We start from the raw sequence: 21646 nt of genomic DNA on the forward strand, positions 1-21646 counted from the left end.
CCAGACCCGGCCATGGTCATTGACTCATCCTTACGTCGCCCGGGAGGTGCCGACACCTCCATGGGCTCCAACAGATTTCCCTTTCAGCGGAGTATTCTATGGCTTCACGACTCGATGCCCTCAGACAGCACTCTCTTGTCGTTGCCGACACTGGCGACCTAGACGCCATTGAGCGCTACCGGCCCCAAGACGCCACTACCAATCCGTCACTGCTTCTCAAGGCCTTCGACCTGCCCGGCTACCAGCCCCTGATCGACGAGACCCTGGCGTCCGTCGCCGCCGAAGGCGGCAACAGTGAACGCGCCGTGGATCGATTGGCCGTGGCGATGGGAACGGAAATTGCGCAGCGTGTTCCCGGGCGCGTGTCGACCGAGGTGGCCGCCCGACTCTCGTTCGACCGGCAGGCCAGCATCGCCAAGGCGCATGAATTGATCGAGCTCTACGAACATCACGGTGTCGGCCGCGACCGGATATTGATCAAACTGGCATCCACCTGGGAGGGCATTCGTGCCGCCGAAATACTGGAACGCGAGGGAATCAACTGCAACCTGACCTTACTGTTCAGCGACGCTCAGGCGCAGGCCTGCTTTGATGCCGGCGTCTTCCTCGTCTCCCCGTTCGTCGGTCGCGTGACCGATTGGTACAAGCAAGCGACCGGACACGATTTTGCCGCCGACGTCGATCCAGGCGTGCAGTTCGTTCGCGGGGTCTGCCAACGCGTCCGCCAGGGTGGCTATTCCACCGTCGTGATGGGCGCAAGCTTCCGCACGACCGATCAGGTGTTGGCGCTCGCTGGCTGTCCGCGGTTGACCATCTCCCCGGCCCTGCTCGAAGAACTCGATCGCATGGAAGGCGATATCGCCCCGCGGATCGACATGAGTCAGAGCGAAGGGTCCCGGTCATCGCCGCTTAGCGAATCGGAATTCCGGTGGGGACACAATGGCGATGCCATGGCCAATGACAAGCTGGCCGAGGGCATTCGCCGCTTCGATGAAGACCAACAGACCCTGGAGGCGCGCATTGCCGAGCGCCTCGATGCCCGACATTGACCGGAGGTTTCGAGATGCCGTCACGCTTTCAACTGGCCAACGCCATTCGGGCCCTGTCCATGGATGCCGTCCAGAAGGCCAACTCCGGCCACCCCGGCGCCCCCATGGGCATGGCCGACATCGCCCAAGTGCTGTGGCACGATTACCTGCAGCACAACCCCGCCAACCCCGATTGGGTCAATCGCGACCGCTTCGTGCTCTCCAACGGGCATGGCTCGATGCTGCTCTACTCGCTACTGCACCTGACCGGCTATGGTATCGGCCTCGAGGACCTGCAGCATTTCCGCCAGCTGCACTCCAGGACACCGGGCCATCCGGAGTTCGGTTATGCGCCCGGCGTGGAGACCACCACCGGCCCGCTCGGCCAGGGGCTGGCCAATGCCGTCGGCATGGCCATCGCCGAGAAGACCCTGGCGGCTCAGTTCAACCGCCCCGGTCATGCCATCATCGACCATCATACCTACTGCTTCGTCGGCGATGGCTGTCTGATGGAGGGCATTTCCCATGAAGTGAGCTCGCTGGCCGGGACCCTGGGGCTGGGGAAACTGATTACCTTCTACGACGACAACGGCATTTCCATCGATGGCGAGGTCGATGCCTGGTTCACCGACGATACCGCCAAGCGCTTCGAAGCCTATGGCTGGCACGTGGTGCCGCAGGTGGACGGCCACGACCCGGATGAGGTCAAGGCGGCGATCGAGCTGGCCCGTCAGCATGACGATCGGCCGTCGCTGATCGTGTGTCGCACCGTGATCGGCTTCGGCGCGCCCAACAAGCAGGGCACCGAGGCCTGCCACGGCGCCGCCCTGGGCGATGACGAAGTGGCGGCGGCCCGCGAGCGGCTCGACTGGCCGCATGCGCCTTTCCATGTGCCGGAAGCGATCTATCAGGGTTGGGATGCCACGGCCCGTGGCGAGCAATGTGAAGCCGACTGGCAGGCCCGCTTCGCACGCTATGCCGAAGCCTACCCCGAGCTGGCCAGGGAGCTGCAGCGCCGGCTGGATGGGGAGTTGCCGGTGGACCTGGGCAGCGAGGCCCTGATCGAGGCGATCCAAGCCGACGGCGGCGAGACCGCCTCGCGCAAGGCCTCACTGGCCTGCCTCAACGCCCTGGGCCCGCAGCTGCCGGAACTGTTCGGCGGCAGTGCCGACCTGGCGCCGTCCAACCTGACCGTCTGGGAGGGGGCCAAGGCGATCTCCCGCGAGGACGCCGCGGGTAACTACCTGCACTACGGGGTGCGCGAATTCGGCATGGGGGCGATCACCAATGGCATTGCCCTGCACGGTGGGTTCATCCCCTACGCCGCGACCTTCCTGATCTTCACGGAGTACATGCGCAACGCGATACGCATGGCCGCCCTGATGGGCCAACAGGCCATCTATGTGCTCACCCATGACTCCATCGGGCTGGGCGAAGACGGGCCGACCCACCAGCCGATCGAACAACTGGCAACGTTGCGCTCGACCCCCAACCTGTCGACCTGGCGGCCGGCGGATGACGTCGAGACCGCCGCCGCCTGGCATGCCGCGCTCAAGCGCCAGGCCGGTCCAACCGCCCTGGTGCTGTCGCGACAGGGCCTGCCCCATCAGTCGCGCAACAAACAGCAACTGGCCCATATTCAGCGCGGTGGCTATGTGCTCAAGGACAGCGAAGAGACGCCCGAGTTGATCCTGATCGCCACCGGCTCCGAGGTCGGCCTGGCCATGGACGCCGCCGCGGAACTGGCGACCGCCGGTCGCGCCGTGCGCGTGGTCTCGATGCCGGCCACCGATGTCTTCGACGCCCAGGACGCCGACTACCGCAACAGTGTGCTGCCGCCGTCGGTGACCCGACGCCTGGCCATCGAGGCTGCCCACCCCATGCCCTGGTACCGCTACGTCGGTCCCGACGGTGACATCATCGCCATGGACACCTTCGGCGAATCCGGCAAGGCCGGGGATCTGTTCGCCCACTTCGGCTTCCGCGTCGACAACGTCGTCGCGCGGGCAACGGCGTTACTGCATCGCTGATCACTCTGATCAGAGCATCCATACGACACGGGTCCGGCTTTAGCCGGACCCGTATCATGGGCGCTATCCAATCAGCAGCCGGTTCATGCCTGGATCGTCATGCAATCGTGACCTGCGGATCGAGATAGACGTCCTGAATGGCATGCAGCAACTCCACGCCCTCTGCCATCGGCTTCTGGAATGCCTTGCGTCCAGAGATCAGCCCCATGCCACCGGCGCGTTTGTTGATCACCGCCGTGCGCACGGCCTGCGCCAGATCGTCGGCCCCCGAGGACGCTCCCCCTGAATTGATCATACCGGCGCGCCCCATATAGCAACTCGCAACCTGGTAGCGAGTCAGATCGATCGGGTGTTCCGACGTCAGCTCACTGTAGACCTTGTCATGGGTATGGCCGAAGCCGATGGCGCGATAACCGTTGTTGGTCTCGGCCTGCTTCTGTTTGACGATATCCGCCTTGATGGTCGCCGCCAGGTGAATGGCCTGCCCCGTCAAATCGGCGGCAACATGATAGTCAGTCCCGTCATGCTTGAATTGGGGATTACGCAGATAGGCCCATAGCACAGTGACCATACCGAGCTGGTGAGCACGCTCGAATGCTTCGCTGATCTCGGTGATCTGACGCCGGCTCTCAGGCGAGCCAAAGTAAATGGTTGCCCCCACAGCCACGCATCCCATCTCATGAGCCTGCTCTACCTGGGCGAATAACGTCTGATCATACATCGCCGGCAGCGTCAGACTTTCATTGTGATTGAGTTTGAGCAGCATGGGGATCTTGTGAGCATATCGGCGTGCCACCGATCCCAACACACCCAGCGTCGATGCCACCGCGTTACAGCCACCCTCGATGGCCAATTCGACGATATTGGCGGGGTCGAAATACTGTGGATTGGGTGCAAACGAGGCGCCGGCCGAATGCTCGACCCCTTGGTCTACCGGCAGAATGCCGAGATAACCGGTACCGCCAAGTCGACCATGATCGAACAGAGTCTGCATGTTGCGTAGCACGTGCGGGCTACGGTCACTGTCGGCCATGACACGGTCCACGAAATCCGCTCCCGGCACATGAATATGCGCCTTGGGGATTCCCCGGCAGGTATGACCGAGTAAGCTGTCGGCCTCGTCGCCCAGCAGCGCGGCAATATCCGTCATCGTGAAGTCCTCTGTTGCAAACGCCTCTAGGGTGAGTCTTTCATCCTAGAGCATGATGTCGCACAGGCAATAGCCAATACGCACAAAAAGGCGGCACCCCAAGGGATCCCCCGAAGAGCGCCGCCGGGCAAGAAGGGATCACGCCGCTTGAATCTCGATACGGCGCGGACGATGGGTCTCCTTCTTGGGTAGGCGTACGTTGAGCACGCCATTGTCGAGCCGGGCCTCGATCGCCTCACTGTCAATTTCGTGACTCAGCGTGAAACGGCGAGCAAAACGCTGACCTCGAACTTCGGCATAGATAGCCGTCATGCCTTCGGGCATATCGAGGTTTATCTCTCCCTCGATACTGAGGACATTATCATTGACCTCGACCTGCAGCCCATCCCGTGGAACGCCCGGCAGGTCAGCGACCACATATAATGCGTTGTTTTCTTCGTAGATATCCACTGCCGGCCATAGTGCCGATGCCTGGCGACTCTCAGTGGATACATCACGAGTGCTGTCTTGCTTGACGACATCGTTCATGATCAATCACCTCCTCATTTCGTCAGAGGATTCCATGAGAGTCAGGCAGCCTGAATCTCGACCCGACGCGGCTTGAGCTCGGCCCGCTTGGGCAGATGAATGCGGAACACACCGTCGCTGAAACGTGCCTCGGCGCGATCCGGATCCAACCCATCCGGCAAGGCGATGGCACGCGAAAACGCACCGCGTGTCCGCTCCCGGCGGAAGTGCGAGCGCGATTTGCCTTCGGATGCCTCGTCATCCGATACGTCCCGCTTGCCCTTGAGGGTCAACACATTGTCCTGGATGCTGATATCCAGGTCATCCGCTGTCAGTCCCGCACCGAACACATAGACATGCACAGCATCATCGGTGCGGCCGACGTTGATCAGAGGGAAACTCCCGCGGGGAACGGAACGAATGTCCGCCGCACCAGTGTCGGGAAACAAACTGTCGAACAGTTGCTGGAACCAGTCGGGCTGGTATTGCTGAGAATCGAAACGCTTGAGATCTCCGAACATATCGAACACCTCCTCACGCCATGTTAGATCGGAGTCAGTGGGCCTGGCGGCCCATCCCGGATACCCTGTCAAAGCTGACAGGCTCTCCGTAATCTGCACAATGGGGACATCAAGTGGCTTTTCAAGGGCTCAGGAACATCATGCCGATACTGCAGGGGTTTCTCTGGTTACTCGGGTTTCTGTTACTTGGCGACACCCTGGTGACACTCGGCCATATCCCGGTCTCCGGAGGCGTCGTCGGCATGCTGGCCATGACCGCCTGGCTGATGTGTCGCGGCTGCCTCAACCCTGCCATCGCGGCAGCCAGCCAGCCGCTGATCCAGATGCTTGCCATGCTGATCATGCCAGGCGTGGTCGGCGTTTTCTTCATCGCCGACGAATTTGCCGGCCAGTGGCTGGCCGTGGGGGTCGCACTGGTGCTGGGAACCCTTCTGAGTGTGCTGACGACCTTCTGGTTGATGCGCCGATTCATGCCGCGCGAAGGAGATCGGGATGACTGACGTCCTGGTCGACCTTCGCTCTCATCTGATGGCTACGCCCCTGTTCTCCATCGCCCTGACGCTGGCGGCCTACCTCATGGGCACCCGTCTCTTCGAACGCCTGGGGCGTCCCGGCTGGTGCCCGGCCGTATTGATCGCCGCCCTGTTCGTAGCGGCATCCTTATCGCTATTTGGCATCGATTACGATGACTACCGGCGTGGCGCCGAATGGCTGATGCTGCTGCTCGGCCCGGCCACAGTCGCATTGGGTGTGCCTCTATATCAGCAGCGTCACCACATACGCCGGCTCTGGAAACCCATCATGCTCAGCCTGCCTCCCGCCGCCATGCTGGCGGCACTCTACTCCGTGGCATTGGCCTGGGCTTTCGGAGCAAGCCCCGAGGTCATGGCGTCGCTAGCCCCGAAATCCGTCACGGCGCCCATTGCCATCGGCATCACGGAACAGTTAGGCGGCTCCATCTCGCTCATGATGGGAGGCCTGCTCATCACCGGCGTCATGGCGACGTTGACGGTCGGCCCGCTGGCAAGATGGCTGAACGTCGACGACCCCCGTATCCTGGGTTTCGTGCTGGGCGTCAATGGCCACGCCATTGGTACGGTACATGCTTTCGAACTCGGCCCCACGGCAGGCGCGTTCGCTTCCCTCGGCATGAGTCTTACCGGCATCCTGACAGCTCTCTTGTTGCCGCTGGCCTGGCAATTGTTAGGGCTGCCGGCGCTATAGGCCTTCGGGGGGTAAATGCGCTAGAATCATTGCCTCCCGATTATCAACCAATGGGTAGCCATGGCCTACCGCATCGCCATCAATGGTTATGGCCGTATCGGCCAGAGCATATTACGCGCGCTGCATGAGCGACGTGCCGACATCACGCAACCGGCGCTCGAGGTCGTCGCCATCAACGAGCTCTCCGATCTTGATACCATCGCGTATCTGACGCGCTACGATACGACCCATGGCCGCTTTCCGGGACAGGTATCGTCGCATGACGGCCATCTGATCATCGACGATCAGGCAATCCGGGTACTCAACCATCCCGACCCGGCTTACCTTCCCTGGGATGAGCTCGACGTCGACCTGGTCCTGGAGTGCTCCGGCAGTTTCAAGGATCGCGCCACGGCAGCAAAACATCTGACAGCCGGCGCTCACCGCCTGCTCTTTTCCCAACCCGCCGAAAGCGATGTCGACGCCACCATCGTCTGCGGTATCAACGATCATGAACTTGAGGTTCATCACCGTATCGTGTCGGCGGCATCCTGTACCACCAACTGTCTGGTACCGATATTGACGGTGCTCGATGAGGCGCTGGGGATTGAACACGGGGTCACTACCACGATTCATTCGGCCATGAACGACCAGCCCGTCATCGACGCTTACCACCAGACCGATTTACGTCTGACGCGATCGGCCATGCATTCGATCGTGCCGGTGGATACCGGCCTGGCACGTGGCATCAATCGACTGATGCCGCAATTGACGGATCGCTTTCAGTGCCTGCACGTTCGGGTACCGACGATCAATGTCTCGGCCATGGACATGGCCATTTGCGTCAAACGCGACACGACCGCATCCGAGGTCAACCGTCTGCTTGCCCAGGCCTGTCAGGAGCGCCTCTCAGGGCTACTCGGTTTCACCGAAGAGCCCATGGCCTCGGTCGACTTCAACCACGACCCACGCTCCGGTATCGTAGATGCCACTCAAACCCGGGTCGCCGGCCAGCGTCTGATCAAGATGCTGTGCTGGTTCGACAATGAATGGGGCTTTGCCAACCGCATGCTCGATGTCACCCGACAGCTTGCCCGGCTAGCTCCTGACGCGACTTATTAAACCGGTTTGCCAACGCGAGGACATGCCCGATGAACGTACGCAAGATGACTGACCTGCCCCTGGCCGGCCAGCGAGTGCTGATCCGTGAGGACCTCAACGTTCCCGTCAAGAATGCAACCGTCACTAGCGACGCTCGGCTACGTGCCTGTCTGCCGACGATTCAAGCCGCCGTGGACGCTGGTGCCAAAGTGATGCTCATGAGCCACCTCGGACGCCCGACCGAAGGTGAGCCTGCGGATGAGTTCTCCCTGGCTCCGGTCGCCAGACATCTGGGGGAGCTGCTAGGCCAGCCCGTTCGTCTGGAAGGCGATTATCTGGATACCCAGGTCGACGTTGCCGATGGTGAAGTCGTACTGCTCGAAAATGTTCGCTACAACAAGGGCGAGAAGAAGGACGACGAAACGCTAGCCAGGCAGTATGCCGCGCTCTGCGATATCTATGTCATGGATGCCTTCGGTACCGCGCATCGGGCACAAGCCTCAACCCATGGTGTGGCCCGCTTCGCGCCGACAGCCTGTGCAGGTCCTTTGCTGGCAGCAGAGCTCGAAGCGTTGGAGAAGGCGCTAGCCACACCGGCTCGCCCCATGATTGCCATCGTTGGCGGCTCCAAGGTCTCCACCAAGCTCGACGTCCTGACTGCGTTATCGGAAAAGTGCGACCAGTTGATCGTCGGTGGCGGCATTGCCAACACCTTCATTGCCGCGGCCGGATACAATGTCGGGAAGTCCCTCTATGAAGCCGACCTGACCGATCAGGCACTGGCCCTGATGGAAAAGGTCGAGATCCCCCTGCCGGAGGACGTCGTGGTGGCTACCGAGTTTTCGGAAACCGCAACGGCCGTCGTCAAACCGATCGACAAGGTCGCCGACGACGAAATGATCCTGGATATCGGCCCAGTCACTGCCGAACGCTTCGGCGGCCTGCTCAAGGATGCCGGCACCATTCTCTGGAATGGTCCTGTCGGTGTCTTCGAGATCGATCAGTTCGGTCAGGGTACCGAAGCCCTGTCACAGGCGATCGCGGCCAGCAACGGCTTCTCCATCGCCGGGGGTGGCGACACGCTGGCCGCTATCGATAAATACGGCATTGCCGAGCAGGTTTCGTATATCTCGACTGGCGGTGGCGCTTTCCTCGAATACGTCGAGGGCAAGACGCTTCCCGCCGTGGCGGCACTGGAAGCAGCCGCTAAATAACCGCTTCACACACCGACCACACGCACCTCGGCGCGACCCCCAAGGGTCGCGCCGTTTCACGCAAAGGACCGATCAATGGCACTGATCAGCATGCGCCAGCTGCTGGACCACGCCGCCGAACAGGGGTATGGCGTACCAGCGTTCAACGTCAACAATCTCGAACAGATGCGGGCCATCATGGAAGCTGCCGATGCCACCGACTCTCCGGTCATCATTCAAGCATCGGCCGGGGCCCGCAAGTATGCCGGGGCTCCCTTCCTGCGGCACCTGATTCTGGCCGCCGTAGAAGAGTTCCCACATATCCCGGTCGTCATGCACCAGGATCATGGTACCAGCCCAGCGGTCTGCCAACGTTCCATTCAACTCGGTTTTTCCTCGGTCATGATGGACGGCTCATTGGGCGAAGACGGCAAGACCCCGGCCAGCTACGAATACAATGTCGGCGTCACTCGACGGGCCGTCGAAATGGCGCATGCCTGTGGCGTGTCCGTCGAAGGCGAGCTTGGCTGCCTGGGCAGCCTGGAAACGGGAGAGGCCGGCGAGGAAGACGGTATCGGTGCCGATGGCAAGTTATCTCAGGACCAATTGCTGACCGACCCCGAAGAAGCGGCCGATTTCGTCAAGGCGACGCATGTCGACGCACTGGCCATAGCCATCGGCACCAGCCATGGCGCCTACAAGTTCACACGTCCACCGACCGGGGACATCCTCTCCATCCAGCGCATCAAGGAAATTCACGAGCGCATTCCCAGCACCCACCTGGTGATGCACGGCTCCTCCTCGGTGCCTCAGGAATGGCTCGATGTCATCAACGAGCATGGAGGGTCCATCCCCGAGACCTATGGCGTCCCGGTCGAAGAGATTGTCGAAGGCATAAAGCACGGTGTACGCAAGGTGAACGTCGACACCGATTTGCGTCTCGCCTCCACCGGCGCCACCCGCCGATTCCTGGCCAACAATCCGGCGGAATTCGACCCGCGCAAATTTCTCAAGGAAACCATGACGGCCATGCGCGACTTGTGCATGGCTCGCTACGAAGCGTTCGGCACGGCCGGTAATGCCAGCAAGATCAAGCCGATCGATCTGGAAAGCATGTATCAGCGCTACGATCGTGGCGAACTGGATCCGCGCGTCAACTGACCCTGGCGCGGCCACGGGAATGCGATGTCCCGTGGCCATGCGCTTCCTACGTGTCGATCATCCTCACGTCCATGCCCTCGGCCTGTAGCGTTGCAATGACCTCGGGCTCCACCTGGCCATCCGTCAATATCACATCGAACTCACTGAGATCCGCCAGCCGATTCAATGCACTGGAACCGAATTTCTGGCTATGCACGAGCAGGATCCGCCGATCCGCCGCTTCCATGAGTGCCCGTTTCACCTTCACCACTTCCTGGTCCTGCAGATAAGCCGTCGTTCCATGAATGGCCGATACCGACATGAGCACCGTATTGGCTCGAAGATGACCGACGGACTGTTCACACAGCAATCCCAGGAAGGCATTGAATCGAGGGCGATAGTCACCACCCAGGCAGATCATCTGGATACCGTGTGCATCCTTCAACGCCTCGATGACCCCGAGTCCATTACTGATGACCGTCAACGGATTGATGGACGTCAGGTGCCGAGCGACATACGTTGCCGTGGTAGAGTCGTCCAGCATGATCGCCTCACCGGGTTGGACGAACGCTGCAGCCGCCTTGGCCAGCAGGTTCTTATCCCGTTCAGCGACACGCAAGCGAAACTGGAAATTGCTTTCCACGACATTGGTCGAGCGTGTCGTGACACCGCCGTATTGCTTATGAACCAGCCCCTGCCTCACCAGCGTGTCGAGATCCCGATGTACCGTCATGCGGCTGATTCCGAACGCGCTCGCGAGTTCATCAACCTGTGCCGTACCCGCCTGGATGATGAAATCGAGCATTGCCTTGCGCCGCTGTCTCACACCCAGCTGGGTACCGTGTGCTTCCAAGACGGTACTCTGTGAACGCTCTTCATCGCTGTGCATAACACGCCTCCCCCTGCCTAGCGCTATAGTCCCACAACATGAGCCGAGTTCCGAATACGCCGCCACATTCATGCTGTGCATGAAAGCGGGAGACCCGCCATAAAAATATCAAAAATACCACAAAACAGCTTAAAAAAAGCCAGAACTTGTCCCTCCAATATTGGCACTCCGACACCGAATAACTAATAACATACTGAATAAAAAGGAATAAATGTAAAAAAGTGATTGAAATAGCCTAAAGTCTAAAATATCAAATATCACACAAATGTTACGTTTCAAGGCATGTCGTGTGATTTACCGCGCCCTTTTCATCACAGGATCGCAACCAGGCACATAACAATGACACAGAGCTACCTACTTGGAATCGACAGTGGTTCAACCGTCACCAAAGCGGCGATCTTCGATGAGGAAGGCAACACGCTATCCCTCGGTCGATCTCAGATTGTGCCACGACATCCTCATCCTCATTGGGTCGAGCGCGACATGACGGAAACATGGTCCGCTGCTGCCCAAGCCATACATCGAGCCGTGTCGCATGCAGACATATCCAGTGCTCAGATCTCGGCTATCGGGATCACCGCACACGGCGACGGCCTCTACCCGCTGGGCAGGGACCGCCAGCCACTTGGGCCAGCTATCATGTCTCTCGATAGCCGTGCTCGAGACGTCGTCGCCGCCTGGAGGTCCCGAGGTCTGGCACAGGATGCTCTGTCTCTGACCGGCCAGTTTCCCTTCCCGTACGCACCGACAGCGCTTTTAGGCTGGATGCAGCGGGAACAGCCGGAGCGCCTTTCCCGTATCGGCGTGATCCTGGCATGCAAAGACTGGCTGAGATACTGCCTGACCGGCGAGCTTGCTGCCGATTTCACGGAATCCAGCACCGGATTCACCGATGTCTCGACCCAACGTTATAGTCGCGACTGCCTGCGGATGTTTGATCTTGAGTCGCTCAGCGAAGCATTACCCGAGATGCGACTTCCGACCGATGTTGCGGGGCGGGTGACTCCGAGCGCCGCCGAAGCGACCGGCCTCAAGGCAGGAACCCCGGTGGTGACCGGGCTCCATGATGTGACTGCCAGCGCCGTGGGGTTGGGGCATATTGCCAATGGCGATTTAACCATCACCTCGGGAACCTTCAGTATCAACGAGGTCTTTTCCGACCACCCCCGGCCGGATCACCGTTGGGCAACCCGCAATGGCCTGGAGCCCGGGCAATGGTTAAGCATGGCCATCTCTCCGGCGTCGTCAAGCAACGTCGAATGGTTCCTGCAGCAGTGCTGCACCCTGGAGTCGCAGGATTCGGTCCAACGTCTCGAGCACCTCGAAAACGATCTGAACGCCGCTTTCAAGGACAACTCACGCATCGTCTATCATCCTTTTCTGTTCGGTTCACCCTATGAGGAGCCGGCCAGCGCGGCCTTTTTCGGTATTCAGGGCTGGCATACGCGTGCCCACCTCGTCAGGGCCATCCTCGAAGGCGTGGTGTTCAACCATCGGGTCCATGTCGACGCCTTGGCCGAACGCTTTGCGATCAACGGCTGCCGTGTCACAGGGGGTGGGGCTCACACCCCACGTATGGCCCAGTTGTTTGCTGACACACTGAACCGCCGGATCCAGGTGACCGGGACGCAGGAAGCAGCGGCTCTGGGGGCGGCACTCTGCGCCGGAGTCGGCGTCGGTGTTTACGGGTCGCTGCGTGAAGCCACCACACACTGCCAGCCTGTATCCACTTATCGTCCGTTACCGCAAAACCGGGACGCCAAGGAAATCGCCTTCACCCGCTACCAGCAGTTGGTGGAACGGATGGCCCCCTTTTGGGACACGCTGGATACGCCAACGTGACGAGACCCAGCGTCATGCCCGAGCTCTCAAGCCCACTCTCGACCAGGAGACGACCCCATGACTCCTTCCCGACATCGATGGATTGAAGCACTACAACGCCAGCCGCATTGTTCGGTATTGATCGTCGGTGCCGGTATCAACGGCGCCGGTCTTTTCCGCGACCTGGCGCTTCAAGGGATCGATGTCACCTTGATCGATCGTGGCGACTTCTGTGCCGGTGCCAGTGCGGCTCCCTCCAGGTTGATCCATGGCGGGCTGAAATACCTGGAAAGCGGGGAATTTCGCTTGGTCGCCGAGTCGACCCTGGAACGCAACCTGTTGCTGCGCAACGCCCCACATTACGTCAAACCGTTGAGGACATCGGTCCCCATCCGTAGCTGGTTCGGGGGTATCGTTCCTTCGATAAAGCGGTTCCTCGGTAAGCAAGCCAAGCTGAACGACCGTGGACTCCTGATTACCGAAATCGGTATGGCTCTGTATGACGTCTTCGGTCGTCATTATCGCAGCATGCCACGCCATCACCTGGCGCTGAAGCGCAGAACCCGAGAACGACTGCCGGATATCAGGCCCGATATCATCGCCACAGCGACATATTATGATGCGACTGTCTCCCAGCCCGAGCGGCTCAATTACGAATTGATCGAGGATGCTTGCAAGGAGAATCCTCGCGCAGTTGCGGTCAATTACATGGCGCTGGAGAGCCGCCAGGGAAGCACCGTCACCCTGCATGACACCTTGTCAGGAGCGAGACACCACCTGCAGGCGAATATCATCGTCAATGCCGGCGGCGCCTGGATCGACCGGATCAATCATGCGCTCGGTCATTCCACGCACTATATTGGTGGCACCAAGGGGTCGCACCTGATTCTCGAGAACCCCCAACTGGTTCGCCAGCTTGATGAGGGAATGGTGTATTTTGGTACCGACGACGGCCGCATCTGCCTCGCTTACCCCTTCCTGGGAAATGTCTTGATCGGCTCCACCGACCTGCCCTGCGACGACCCGGACGCGGTCAAGTGCGAGGATGAAGAGATCGACTACATGCTCAAGGCCGTGCAGGACCTGTTTCCCTCATTGCCGATCAAACGCTCACAGGTCAGATATCGCTATAGCGGCGTGCGTCCCTTGCCAGCAAGCGACACAGGGAACCCCGGTGATGTCAGCCGCGACCACGCCATTCGAGAAGACGCTCTGCAAGACGGCCCGACAGTGCTCTCTCTCATCGGTGGCAAGTGGACGACCTTCCGGGGCTTTGCGGAACAAGCCGGCGACCGGGTTCTGACATTGCTAGAACGCCAACGGCAATGGTCAACCCGAGACACCCCCATTGGTGGTGGCCGCCGTTTTCCGCTAACGAAAGCCGACCAGAGCGACTGGTGCAAGCAACTGGCAAGGACCCATGGTTGTTCACCGGAGCGGGCCTGTACGCTCTTGCAACGCTATGGTTCCAACGCTGAATCGGTGGCCGCCTGGTGCGATCAGCATACCGACCGCTCTCTGCACAGCTTGCCGGACTACACCGAACAGGAACTACTGCGCCTGTGCGACCAGGAGTGTGTTGGTGATCTGTCGGATATACTCTTCCGGCGCCTCCCTATCGCCTTGTCAGGGAAACTGACAACTGACGTGATTCAGGAAGTCGCGACTCTCGTCGCACGGCATCTGGGCTGGTCGGAGTGTGAAAAAAACAGGGTCAGAGACAAGACCCTGGCATTGGCGGCACACCGACACGGCCTTCACGATCAGCTTCCAGACAGTCACCAGCAAACCGAGCACTTGGTGTCTTAACGTCGACAGTCGCTGCGAGGTAAATCATGCACGTTGCCATAGGCTCTCTCCCCCGGTTCCGCTTGGGCATCAGCCTGAAAATGTACTTTGGATACCAGCAAACACTGTCGTGGTGCCATCAGGTAGCTGATATCTCGGCGCGACACGACACGATTCGTCAGTCCATCGCCGAGCTATTCGTCATACCAAGCTACCCTGCCATTGCCCCGGTGCTCGATATCTTCTCGCAGACCGCCGTGCATGTAGGCGCTCAAGACCTCAGTCGCTATGAGCAAGGCGCCTATACCGGAGAGGTTGGTGCTCCCATGCTGGCGGAACTGGGTTGCAAGTATGTGGAGATCGGACATGCCGAACGCCGACGGTATTTTGGCGACGATGAAGAAAGTATCGCCATCAAGACTGACAATGCCTTGCGCCATGGGCTGACACCCGTGCTGTGTATCGGTGAATCGCAACCCGGGGATATTGATTCGGCTGCACAGACATGCATTGACCAATTCGAGTCTGCACTCAGCCACACATCACGGTCCTCGTCTCGGCTATCCATGATCCTGGCCTATGAACCTCACTGGGCTATCGGCACGGCCAAGCCAGCCTCGCACAGACACATTACTGGCGTGTGTGGGCTGCTGCGCGAGCATGTGTCGTCTCTGCGTGGTGTCGACGTCATTTACGGAGGTAGTGCCGGCCCTGGACTGCTGACGTCGATACACCCGTATAGCGATGGCATGTTCCTGGGGCGATTCGTCCATGATCCAGCGGCACTGGTAACCATTCTCGATGAGGTCCTCGCGATCCATTAACGCCACTTGGCAGATGGCGATACCCCGGACCGGCAATGACAAGGTCCCGGCGACCGGTTTCAGCGTCCCTCTGGCATTTCTATTGCATAGTCTGGCAACGAAGGTGGCTCACACAGCTCACCGACACTGACGCGTTGCCGGAGAAACACAATGACCAAGCATGAGATGCGAGAGGCCATTCTAGAGGCCAAAGCCAACAAGGCCATGACATGGGAAGGGATCGCCGAACGACTCGGCTGCTCACCGGTGTTCGTGTGTTCGACCTGCCTGGGCGAACACAGCATGACGCAAGATCAAGCCAACGAATTGGCGGAGTTACTGGGGCTGAGCAAGGCGGTTGCCGCAACGCTCACCGAGGCGCCGACCAAAGCATTGCAGGGCGAGGACCTGATGAACGATCCCCTGATCTATCGTTTCAAGGAGATCAACCTGGTGTACGGCGAAACGCTCAAGTACCTCATTCAGGAGAAGTTCGGTGACGGCATCATGAGCGCCATCGATTTCACTATGGATATCGAACGCATCGAGGATCCCGATGGTGACCGCGTGCAGGTCACGATGAGCGGTAAATTCCTGCCATATAAGCGCTGGTGACAAGACAAAGCAGGATAATACGACATCGGGCCACTGCCCTATATTAGTGGTTGCTGGACGAATTATTGCACTTTCCTGGTGAACTCGTACGATCCTGCCAGCGTCCATCAAACTGGACGGCCATGCAGACAAGCCGAGCCATGGCCGCTCATGGCGATTTTCCCTTGCCTGGCATGCAACGTGCTTACACATGGGGTGAGTGTGCCGATATCCCCGGCATGGCATCCCATCGCATCCTCGGCCTCCGGCGACCACTCACGGAGGCACGGATGAATCAAGCAGTGTGGTAAGGAGTGACTATGTCATACCTTCAGCCGTCCGAATTTGTCGCCAAAATGGTAGACGCGGGTGAAGCAAAAATATTCATGGGTACCCGGGACGTCATCATTCGCGGCTACATGGCAGGCGCCATTCTTGCCTTGGCAGTCGTGTTCGCCGTCACCATCACCGTACAGACCGGTAGTGCCATACTGGGTGCCGCCCTATTCCCCGTCGGCTTCTCGATACTGTATCTGATGGGATTCGACCTGCTCACCGGCGTATTCGTTCTCACCCCCTTGGCCTGGCTGGACAAGCGCCCCGGCGTGACCCTGCCTCGGATTCTGGTCAATTGGGGCAAAGTCGGTCTGGGTAACTTCCTGGGCGCGATGACAGTGGCAATCATCATGGCCATCAACTTCACCATGGGCTTCAATGTCGACATCAGTGAAGTAGGCCAAGCCGTCGCCACCACCGGCGAAGCACGGACGGTCGGCTATAAGGAGCATGGCTTCGGCGGTTGGATAACTCTCTTCATCCGTGGCGCACTATGCAACTGGATGGTCTCACTGGGAGTGGTCGGCGCCATGATCTCGACCACGGTACCGGGCAAGGTCATCGCCATGTGGATGCCGATCATGGTGTTCTTCTTCCTCGGTTTCGAACACTCCGTCGTCAACATGTTCCTGTTCCCATTGGGTCTGATGCTCGGAGGCGAATTTTCTCTCGGCGACTACATCTTCTGGAACGAGATCCCGACCGTGGTCGGCAACATCGTTGGCGGACTCGCTCTCACTGGTTTGACCCTCTACTCCACCCATGTGCGCACCCAACCGAAGCGTCAACTGACATAAGCAGTAACGACCACAGGACGGGGCCGGCATCACCGCCGGGCCTGTCCTTCCCTGCAACGCTTTCCTGTATGCATGAGACTCCCATGGCGCCGCCCCTCTCCGTCTCGGTTGGACAATACTCGAGCAAAGGACGAAAGCCCATCAATCAGGATTTCTATGGGGTGTTCATCCCCCCTGAACCGCAGTTGAGCGCAAAAGGCATCGTCCTTGCCTTGGCGGACGGCATAAGCAGCAGTGATGTCGGTCATGTCGCCAGTGAAACCGCCGTGAAAAGCTTCCTGGAAGATTACTATTGCACGTCCGATGCCTGGTCGGTGAAGAAATCCGCTCAACGCGTCCTGATGGCAACCAACTCCTGGCTACATGCCAGAAGTCGCCAGAGTCGGTATCGGGATAACCTGGATAGAGGCTATGTGTGTACGTTCAGCGCAGCGGTGATCAAGTCCGCCACGCTGCATCTTTTCCATGCAGGAGATGCTCGCATCTATCGCATCGCAGGCAATGCGCTCGAGCAATTGACCAACGACCACCGGATGTGGGTATCACGAGATACCAGCTACCTCAGCAACGCTCTGGGTGTGAACGATCAGATCGAAATCGATTATCACGCACTCCAGCTCGAGCGTGGCGACATCTTCCTGTTCGTGACCGATGGCGTCTATGAATACGCCAGCGAGCGCTTCATGGCCAACGCCATCCATCAGCATGCCAACGACCTGGATACGGCCGCCAGCACCATCGTCCAAGCAGCCCATGACCACGGCAGCGATGACAACCTCACGGCCCAGATCCTCCGTATCGACGCGTTGCCTGACCGCGATATCGACGAAACTCATCAGTGGCTGGAGGGGTTGCCATTTCCTCCCGACCTCGAGCCTCGCATGGTCTTCGATGGGTACGAGATCGTGCGCAACCTACATATCAGTAGTCGTAGCCATGTCTATCTTGCCAGAGACCTCGATACACAATTGACAGTGGCTCTCAAGACACCGGCCAGTGACCTGCGGCAGGATCCGGTGTTGCTGGAACGCTTCCTGACAGAAGAGTGGATCGCACGACGCATCAACAGCCCCCATGTCGTCAAGCCCAGCCCCGCCACTCGGCAGCGCCGTTATCTGTATGTCGTGACGGAGTTCATAGAAGGCCAGACACTGACACAATGGATGACCGACCACCCGCACCCGAATCTGGAGGAGGTACGTACCCTCATTGAACAAATCGGCCAAGGGTTATTGGCTTTTCACCGCCAGGAGATGGTTCACCAGGACCTGCGACCGGACAACGTCCTCATCGACAGCACAGGCACGGCGAAACTGATCGACTTCGGGGCCGCCCGGGTCGCAGGGATTGCCGAAAGCCGACCCGCTCATGATGACAGTGGACGCCTCGGGACAGCCCAGTACTCAGCACCAGAATGTTTCATTGGCGGCAGCGGATCGGCACAGTCAGACATTTTCTCCTTGGGCGTCATCGCCTATCAGATGCTATCAGGTAAGCTCCCCTACGGAACCCGGGTGGCCAAGACCCGGACTCGCCACGACCAGCACAAGTTACAATACGAGAAGGTCACCAAGTACCACAGCGACTGTCCGACCTGGATCGATGGCGCCCTCAGGAAAGCCTTGCATCCCTCTCCCTACCGACGTTACGAGGAAGTTTCGGAGTTTCTCCACGACCTGCGTCACCCCAGCAAGGAGTTTCTGCACGAAGCCCGGCTGCCTCTGATCGAACGCAACCCACAAGCGTTCTGGAAAGGCCTCTCCCTGCTGCTGGCCATCCTGGTGGCGAGCTTATCCCTCATGCTGCTGAATCGCACATGATGGACGTCTGACACGACTCAACGCTGCCACCAAGATGCCAGTCCAAGCGTAAAAAAGCCGCCCCAGGAGAGGAAAGGGGCGGCCAGGCTCGATGGACGAGCCATGAATGAGGAAGTGCATCAGAGATCGGTCAACTTACCACTCGGAATCGTCGCTCTCTCCATCATCTTCCCACTCTTCTTCCTCCTCTTCGTCTTCCTCGTCCCACTTCGTGGTACCGGACTCCTGCTCCTCGTTCTCGAACTCAGTGGTGGCATCTGCCGAAGCATCGTTCTCCATGGAAGACTCATCCTGCTGAGTCGCCTCGGGGTCATACTCGTCATCACCACCAGCCATCGCTAGAGGGCTTGCCAGCATGCCGAAGGAGACACCGAGGACGCCTACCTTTTTGAGGAATTCCTTGGACATCATAGTACGAACCTCCACTTGCTGTGGTTGAGCTTCGAGAATACGAAGTCTCATTGCGATTGTTACCATCACGAATTCATGGACATCATTGCTTGCTCCGTGAATTCATTACATATGAAGCAGTCTGCATGCCAAGTTCGACAATTGACTTAAAAACTCTTAAAAATCAACATATTAAAATCCTATTTGTCGTAAGAATCACCCCTCAATCTCGCTATTATCGGTGGTGACATTTGACACATGAGTCACAGCTCCCCGCTTCAACAACAGCTTGCCCCCCTTCGCGACCTTGCTCACGCGTCCAGGTCACAGCCGCAACCTCCTCAATGATGACAACCGTCGATAAGACTCTCGTCGAATAGTCGAGTCAGTCCCCCACAGCTAGAATGGGAACGGTTTCATTCAATGTCGGTAATTGCATGTGTGCTGATACGACGTCAACGACACAGGCCACCATCCTACAAGTCGCTCAGGACGCCGGTGTTTCCAAAACCAGCGTCTCGCGTTACTTCAGCGGTGAACGGTATCGGCTCTCTCCCGGCATGCAACAACGCATCAAGGCGTCCGCTACCAGGCTGGGATACCGCCCCAATCAAATGGCCCGCAGTCTGAAAGGCGGGCGTTCACGCCTGATCGGGATGGTCGTCGCCGATATCCGCAATCCCTTCTCGATCGATGTCATGCATGGTGCGGAGCAGGCATGCCGGGAACAGGGGTTGTCTCTGGTCGTTTGCAATACCGACAATGACCCCAACCAGGAACGTGACCACCTGGCGCTGCTGGCCTCCTACCGAGTGGAAGGCGTGATCATCAACGCCGCCGGCCAACCCAGCCAGGAACTATCCGCGCTAGCCAACCAAGGCACGCCACTGATCTTACTGGATCGCACCCTTAGCGATTACGACGCGGATATCGTCGCGCTCGATAATCGCCAGGCAATCGATGCCGCACTCGATCACCTGCAAGATCAAGGCTATCGCGACCTGCTCTATGTCAGTGAGCCAACGAGTCAGGCCAGTTCCCGTCAGGCACGCCTCGAGCGTTTCCAGCAGCAACTGAAAGCACGTAATCTGTTGGGTAAATGGCTCTGCCTGCCCCTTGGTCAGGAGGCGCATCACCTCGACGAAGCGATTGCCGCGTTTCTGGCCCCCGAGGCTGACACCCACGCCACCAAGGCACTGCTATGTGGCAATGGCAACGTCACCCTTGCCGTGACTCGTTCGCTAGTCCGCCAGCAGGTTCGCCTTGGTGACGTCGGACTGATGGGGATCGATGAACTCCCCTGGGCCGACCTCATCGACCCAGGCATCACCACCCTGGCCCAACCAACCGATATCATCGGACGGACCGCCATTCATAGCCTGCTGCAGCGACTGCAAGCCCGGGATAGGGATTCCCCTCCGCGTCAGATACTGTATCAGGCTAGGCTTCACGCCCGCGGCTCGACCCGGCCTGGGTAGCGTTGCACACCCCGACATCACGTAGTCCCGGAGACATGAGGTTAAACCATGGTCACGTTCCCATATGACTCAAGACAGCCCCCTGAACTCATCTCCTTCGGCGAGGCCATGACGCTGTTCATCGCTGACCAAGCAGGAGACATGGCTGATATCGAACACTTTCAGCGCCGTATTGCCGGCGCTGACACCAATGTGGCAATCGGCCTGGCCCGGCTGGGCTTCCATGTTGGCTGGGTGAGCCGTGTCGGCGACGACAGCTTCGGCCAATACCTCCGCCGCACCCTGGAAAGGGAAGGATTGGACTGTCGCCACCTCGTATCCGATCCGCAACATCCCACCGGCCTGGTCTTCAAGGAACGCGCGACAGGGGGCCGTGACCCCAGAGTCGAATACTTCCGACGCGGTAGCGCCGCCAGCCACCTGTCGCCGAACGACGCCGCTCCCATCGACTTTGCGGCCGTCAGGCACTTGCATGCCACCGGCATTCCCCCTGCCGTCTCGCACAGTTGCCGACAACTATCCTGGCACATGCTGGAAACAGCCCGGCAATCCGGCGCCAGCATCTCCTTCGACCCCAACCTCCGGCCGAACCTGTGGCAGAGTGAACACGACATGTGCGAAACCCTGAATGCGATGGCGGCGCAGGCTGACTGGGTCCTCCCGGGACTGGCCGAAGGACAGCGCCTGACCGGACTTGCCACGCCTCGCGAGATCGCCGATTTTTATCTGACGCGTGGTGCCAAGGCCGTCATCATCAAACTTGGCCCGGAAGGTAGCTACTACCGTGGTATCCTGGGCGGCCAGGAAAGCGAACTGACGGTGCCCGGTTTTCCGGTCAATGAGGTCGTGGATACCGTCGGTGCCGGTGACGGCTTCGCGGTGGGAGTGATCAGCGCTCTCCTCGAAGGTCAGTCTCCTCATTTCGCCGTACGCCGCGGCAACCTGATCGGTTCCCAAGCAATACAGGTGATCGGGGACATGGAAGGCCTTCCCGATCACGACCGCCTCACCCGGTTGGAAGCGGAACTGCCCAACCTCGACTGAAGGAGATTCTGTC

The 21646-nt window shown here is 59.4% G+C and carries 20 protein-coding genes; 15 read left to right on the top strand and 5 right to left on the bottom strand.

Annotated elements, in window-relative coordinates; translation table 11 throughout:
* Positions 1 to 98: 98 nt before the first annotated feature.
* Positions 99 to 1049: a transaldolase gene (tal, locus tag FVV99_RS00175; RefSeq protein WP_148251989.1), complete on the top strand. Its 951-nt coding sequence runs from the start codon at positions 99 to 101 to the stop codon at positions 1047 to 1049.
* Between the two features lie 14 nt (positions 1050 to 1063).
* A complete protein-coding gene (gene tkt, locus FVV99_RS00180; RefSeq protein ID WP_148251990.1) occupies positions 1064 to 3058 on the top strand; it encodes a transketolase in 1995 nt (664 codons plus the stop codon).
* A 97-nt stretch (positions 3059 to 3155) separates the two neighbouring features.
* On the opposite strand, the gene FVV99_RS00185 is transcribed toward tkt, so the two are convergent.
* The 3 genes from FVV99_RS00185 to FVV99_RS00195 all read right to left on the bottom strand — a co-directional run bounded on the left by FVV99_RS00185 (position 3156) and on the right by FVV99_RS00195 (position 5236).
* Entirely contained in the window at positions 3156 to 4208 is a 1053-nt protein-coding gene (locus FVV99_RS00185) for a class I fructose-bisphosphate aldolase (protein WP_148251991.1), read from the bottom strand.
* 138 nt (positions 4209 to 4346) lie between these two features.
* Positions 4347 to 4736 carry an Hsp20/alpha crystallin family protein gene (locus tag FVV99_RS00190; RefSeq protein ID WP_148251992.1) on the bottom strand — a complete coding sequence of 130 codons (390 nt, stop codon included), beginning with the start codon at positions 4734 to 4736 and terminating at the stop codon, positions 4347 to 4349.
* A 41-nt stretch (positions 4737 to 4777) separates the two neighbouring features.
* Positions 4778 to 5236: an Hsp20/alpha crystallin family protein gene (locus tag FVV99_RS00195; RefSeq protein WP_148251993.1), complete on the bottom strand. Its 459-nt coding sequence runs from the start codon at positions 5234 to 5236 to the stop codon at positions 4778 to 4780.
* Positions 5237 to 5376: 140 nt separating this feature from the next.
* Between FVV99_RS00195 and FVV99_RS00200 the strand changes: the two genes are divergently transcribed.
* The 5 genes from FVV99_RS00200 to fba all read left to right on the top strand — a co-directional run bounded on the left by FVV99_RS00200 (position 5377) and on the right by fba (position 9894).
* A complete protein-coding gene (locus FVV99_RS00200; protein ID WP_148251994.1) occupies positions 5377 to 5736 on the top strand; it encodes a CidA/LrgA family protein in 360 nt (119 codons plus the stop codon).
* The gene (locus tag FVV99_RS00205) at positions 5729 to 6460 is read left to right on the top strand and encodes an LrgB family protein (RefSeq protein ID WP_148251995.1); all 732 of its coding nucleotides are present in this window, start codon (positions 5729 to 5731) and stop codon (positions 6458 to 6460) included. Before FVV99_RS00200 ends, FVV99_RS00205 begins: the two co-directional genes overlap by 8 nt.
* A 60-nt stretch (positions 6461 to 6520) precedes the next feature.
* The gene (locus FVV99_RS00210) at positions 6521 to 7561 is read left to right on the top strand and encodes a type I glyceraldehyde-3-phosphate dehydrogenase (protein ID WP_148251996.1); all 1041 of its coding nucleotides are present in this window, start codon (positions 6521 to 6523) and stop codon (positions 7559 to 7561) included.
* A 29-nt stretch (positions 7562 to 7590) separates the two neighbouring features.
* Positions 7591 to 8754, top strand: coding sequence for a phosphoglycerate kinase (locus tag FVV99_RS00215; protein WP_148251997.1), 1164 nt, complete (start codon positions 7591 to 7593; stop codon positions 8752 to 8754).
* A 75-nt stretch (positions 8755 to 8829) separates the two neighbouring features.
* A complete protein-coding gene (gene fba, locus FVV99_RS00220) occupies positions 8830 to 9894 on the top strand; it encodes a class II fructose-bisphosphate aldolase (RefSeq protein ID WP_148251998.1) in 1065 nt (354 codons plus the stop codon).
* Positions 9895 to 9940: 46 nt separating this feature from the next.
* Here fba and FVV99_RS00225 read toward each other — a convergent pair whose 3' ends face one another.
* On the bottom strand, positions 9941 to 10762 hold the full coding sequence (locus FVV99_RS00225; protein ID WP_161598935.1) for a DeoR/GlpR family DNA-binding transcription regulator: 822 nt from the start codon (positions 10760 to 10762) through the stop codon (positions 9941 to 9943).
* A 339-nt stretch (positions 10763 to 11101) separates the two neighbouring features.
* Here FVV99_RS00225 and FVV99_RS00230 point away from each other — a divergent pair, with 339 nt between their 5' ends.
* From FVV99_RS00230 to FVV99_RS00255, 6 genes are all read left to right on the top strand, one after another.
* The gene (locus FVV99_RS00230) at positions 11102 to 12604 is read left to right on the top strand and encodes an FGGY-family carbohydrate kinase (protein ID WP_161598936.1); all 1503 of its coding nucleotides are present in this window, start codon (positions 11102 to 11104) and stop codon (positions 12602 to 12604) included.
* Positions 12605 to 12661: 57 nt separating this feature from the next.
* Positions 12662 to 14392: a glycerol-3-phosphate dehydrogenase/oxidase gene (locus tag FVV99_RS00235; RefSeq protein WP_148252001.1), complete on the top strand. Its 1731-nt coding sequence runs from the start codon at positions 12662 to 12664 to the stop codon at positions 14390 to 14392.
* 26 nt (positions 14393 to 14418) lie between these two features.
* On the top strand, positions 14419 to 15195 hold the full coding sequence (locus FVV99_RS00240; protein ID WP_148252002.1) for a triose-phosphate isomerase family protein: 777 nt from the start codon (positions 14419 to 14421) through the stop codon (positions 15193 to 15195).
* 150 nt (positions 15196 to 15345) lie between these two features.
* Positions 15346 to 15789 (top strand): cyanase, encoded by a 444-nt coding sequence (cynS, locus tag FVV99_RS00245; protein ID WP_148252003.1) that lies wholly within the window; start codon positions 15346 to 15348, stop codon positions 15787 to 15789.
* Between the two features lie 299 nt (positions 15790 to 16088).
* The gene (locus FVV99_RS00250; RefSeq protein ID WP_148252004.1) at positions 16089 to 16901 is read left to right on the top strand and encodes a formate/nitrite transporter family protein; all 813 of its coding nucleotides are present in this window, start codon (positions 16089 to 16091) and stop codon (positions 16899 to 16901) included.
* Between the two features lie 83 nt (positions 16902 to 16984).
* The gene (locus FVV99_RS00255; protein ID WP_148252005.1) at positions 16985 to 18721 is read left to right on the top strand and encodes a bifunctional protein-serine/threonine kinase/phosphatase; all 1737 of its coding nucleotides are present in this window, start codon (positions 16985 to 16987) and stop codon (positions 18719 to 18721) included.
* Positions 18722 to 18856: 135 nt separating this feature from the next.
* Here the strand turns inward: FVV99_RS00255 and FVV99_RS00260 are convergent, their stop codons facing one another.
* Positions 18857 to 19132, bottom strand: coding sequence for a hypothetical protein (locus FVV99_RS00260; RefSeq protein ID WP_148252006.1), 276 nt, complete (start codon positions 19130 to 19132; stop codon positions 18857 to 18859).
* A 416-nt stretch (positions 19133 to 19548) separates the two neighbouring features.
* Between FVV99_RS00260 and FVV99_RS00265 the strand changes: the two genes are divergently transcribed.
* On the top strand, positions 19549 to 20589 hold the full coding sequence (locus tag FVV99_RS00265) for a LacI family DNA-binding transcriptional regulator (protein ID WP_148252007.1): 1041 nt from the start codon (positions 19549 to 19551) through the stop codon (positions 20587 to 20589).
* A 48-nt stretch (positions 20590 to 20637) separates the two neighbouring features.
* Positions 20638 to 21633, top strand: coding sequence for a sugar kinase (locus tag FVV99_RS00270; RefSeq protein WP_148252008.1), 996 nt, complete (start codon positions 20638 to 20640; stop codon positions 21631 to 21633).
* Positions 21634 to 21646: the final 13 nt, after the last annotated feature.

The sequence above is a fragment of the Aidingimonas lacisalsi genome, from assembly GCF_008079445.1.
GTDB lineage: Bacteria > Pseudomonadota > Gammaproteobacteria > Pseudomonadales > Halomonadaceae > Aidingimonas > Aidingimonas lacisalsi.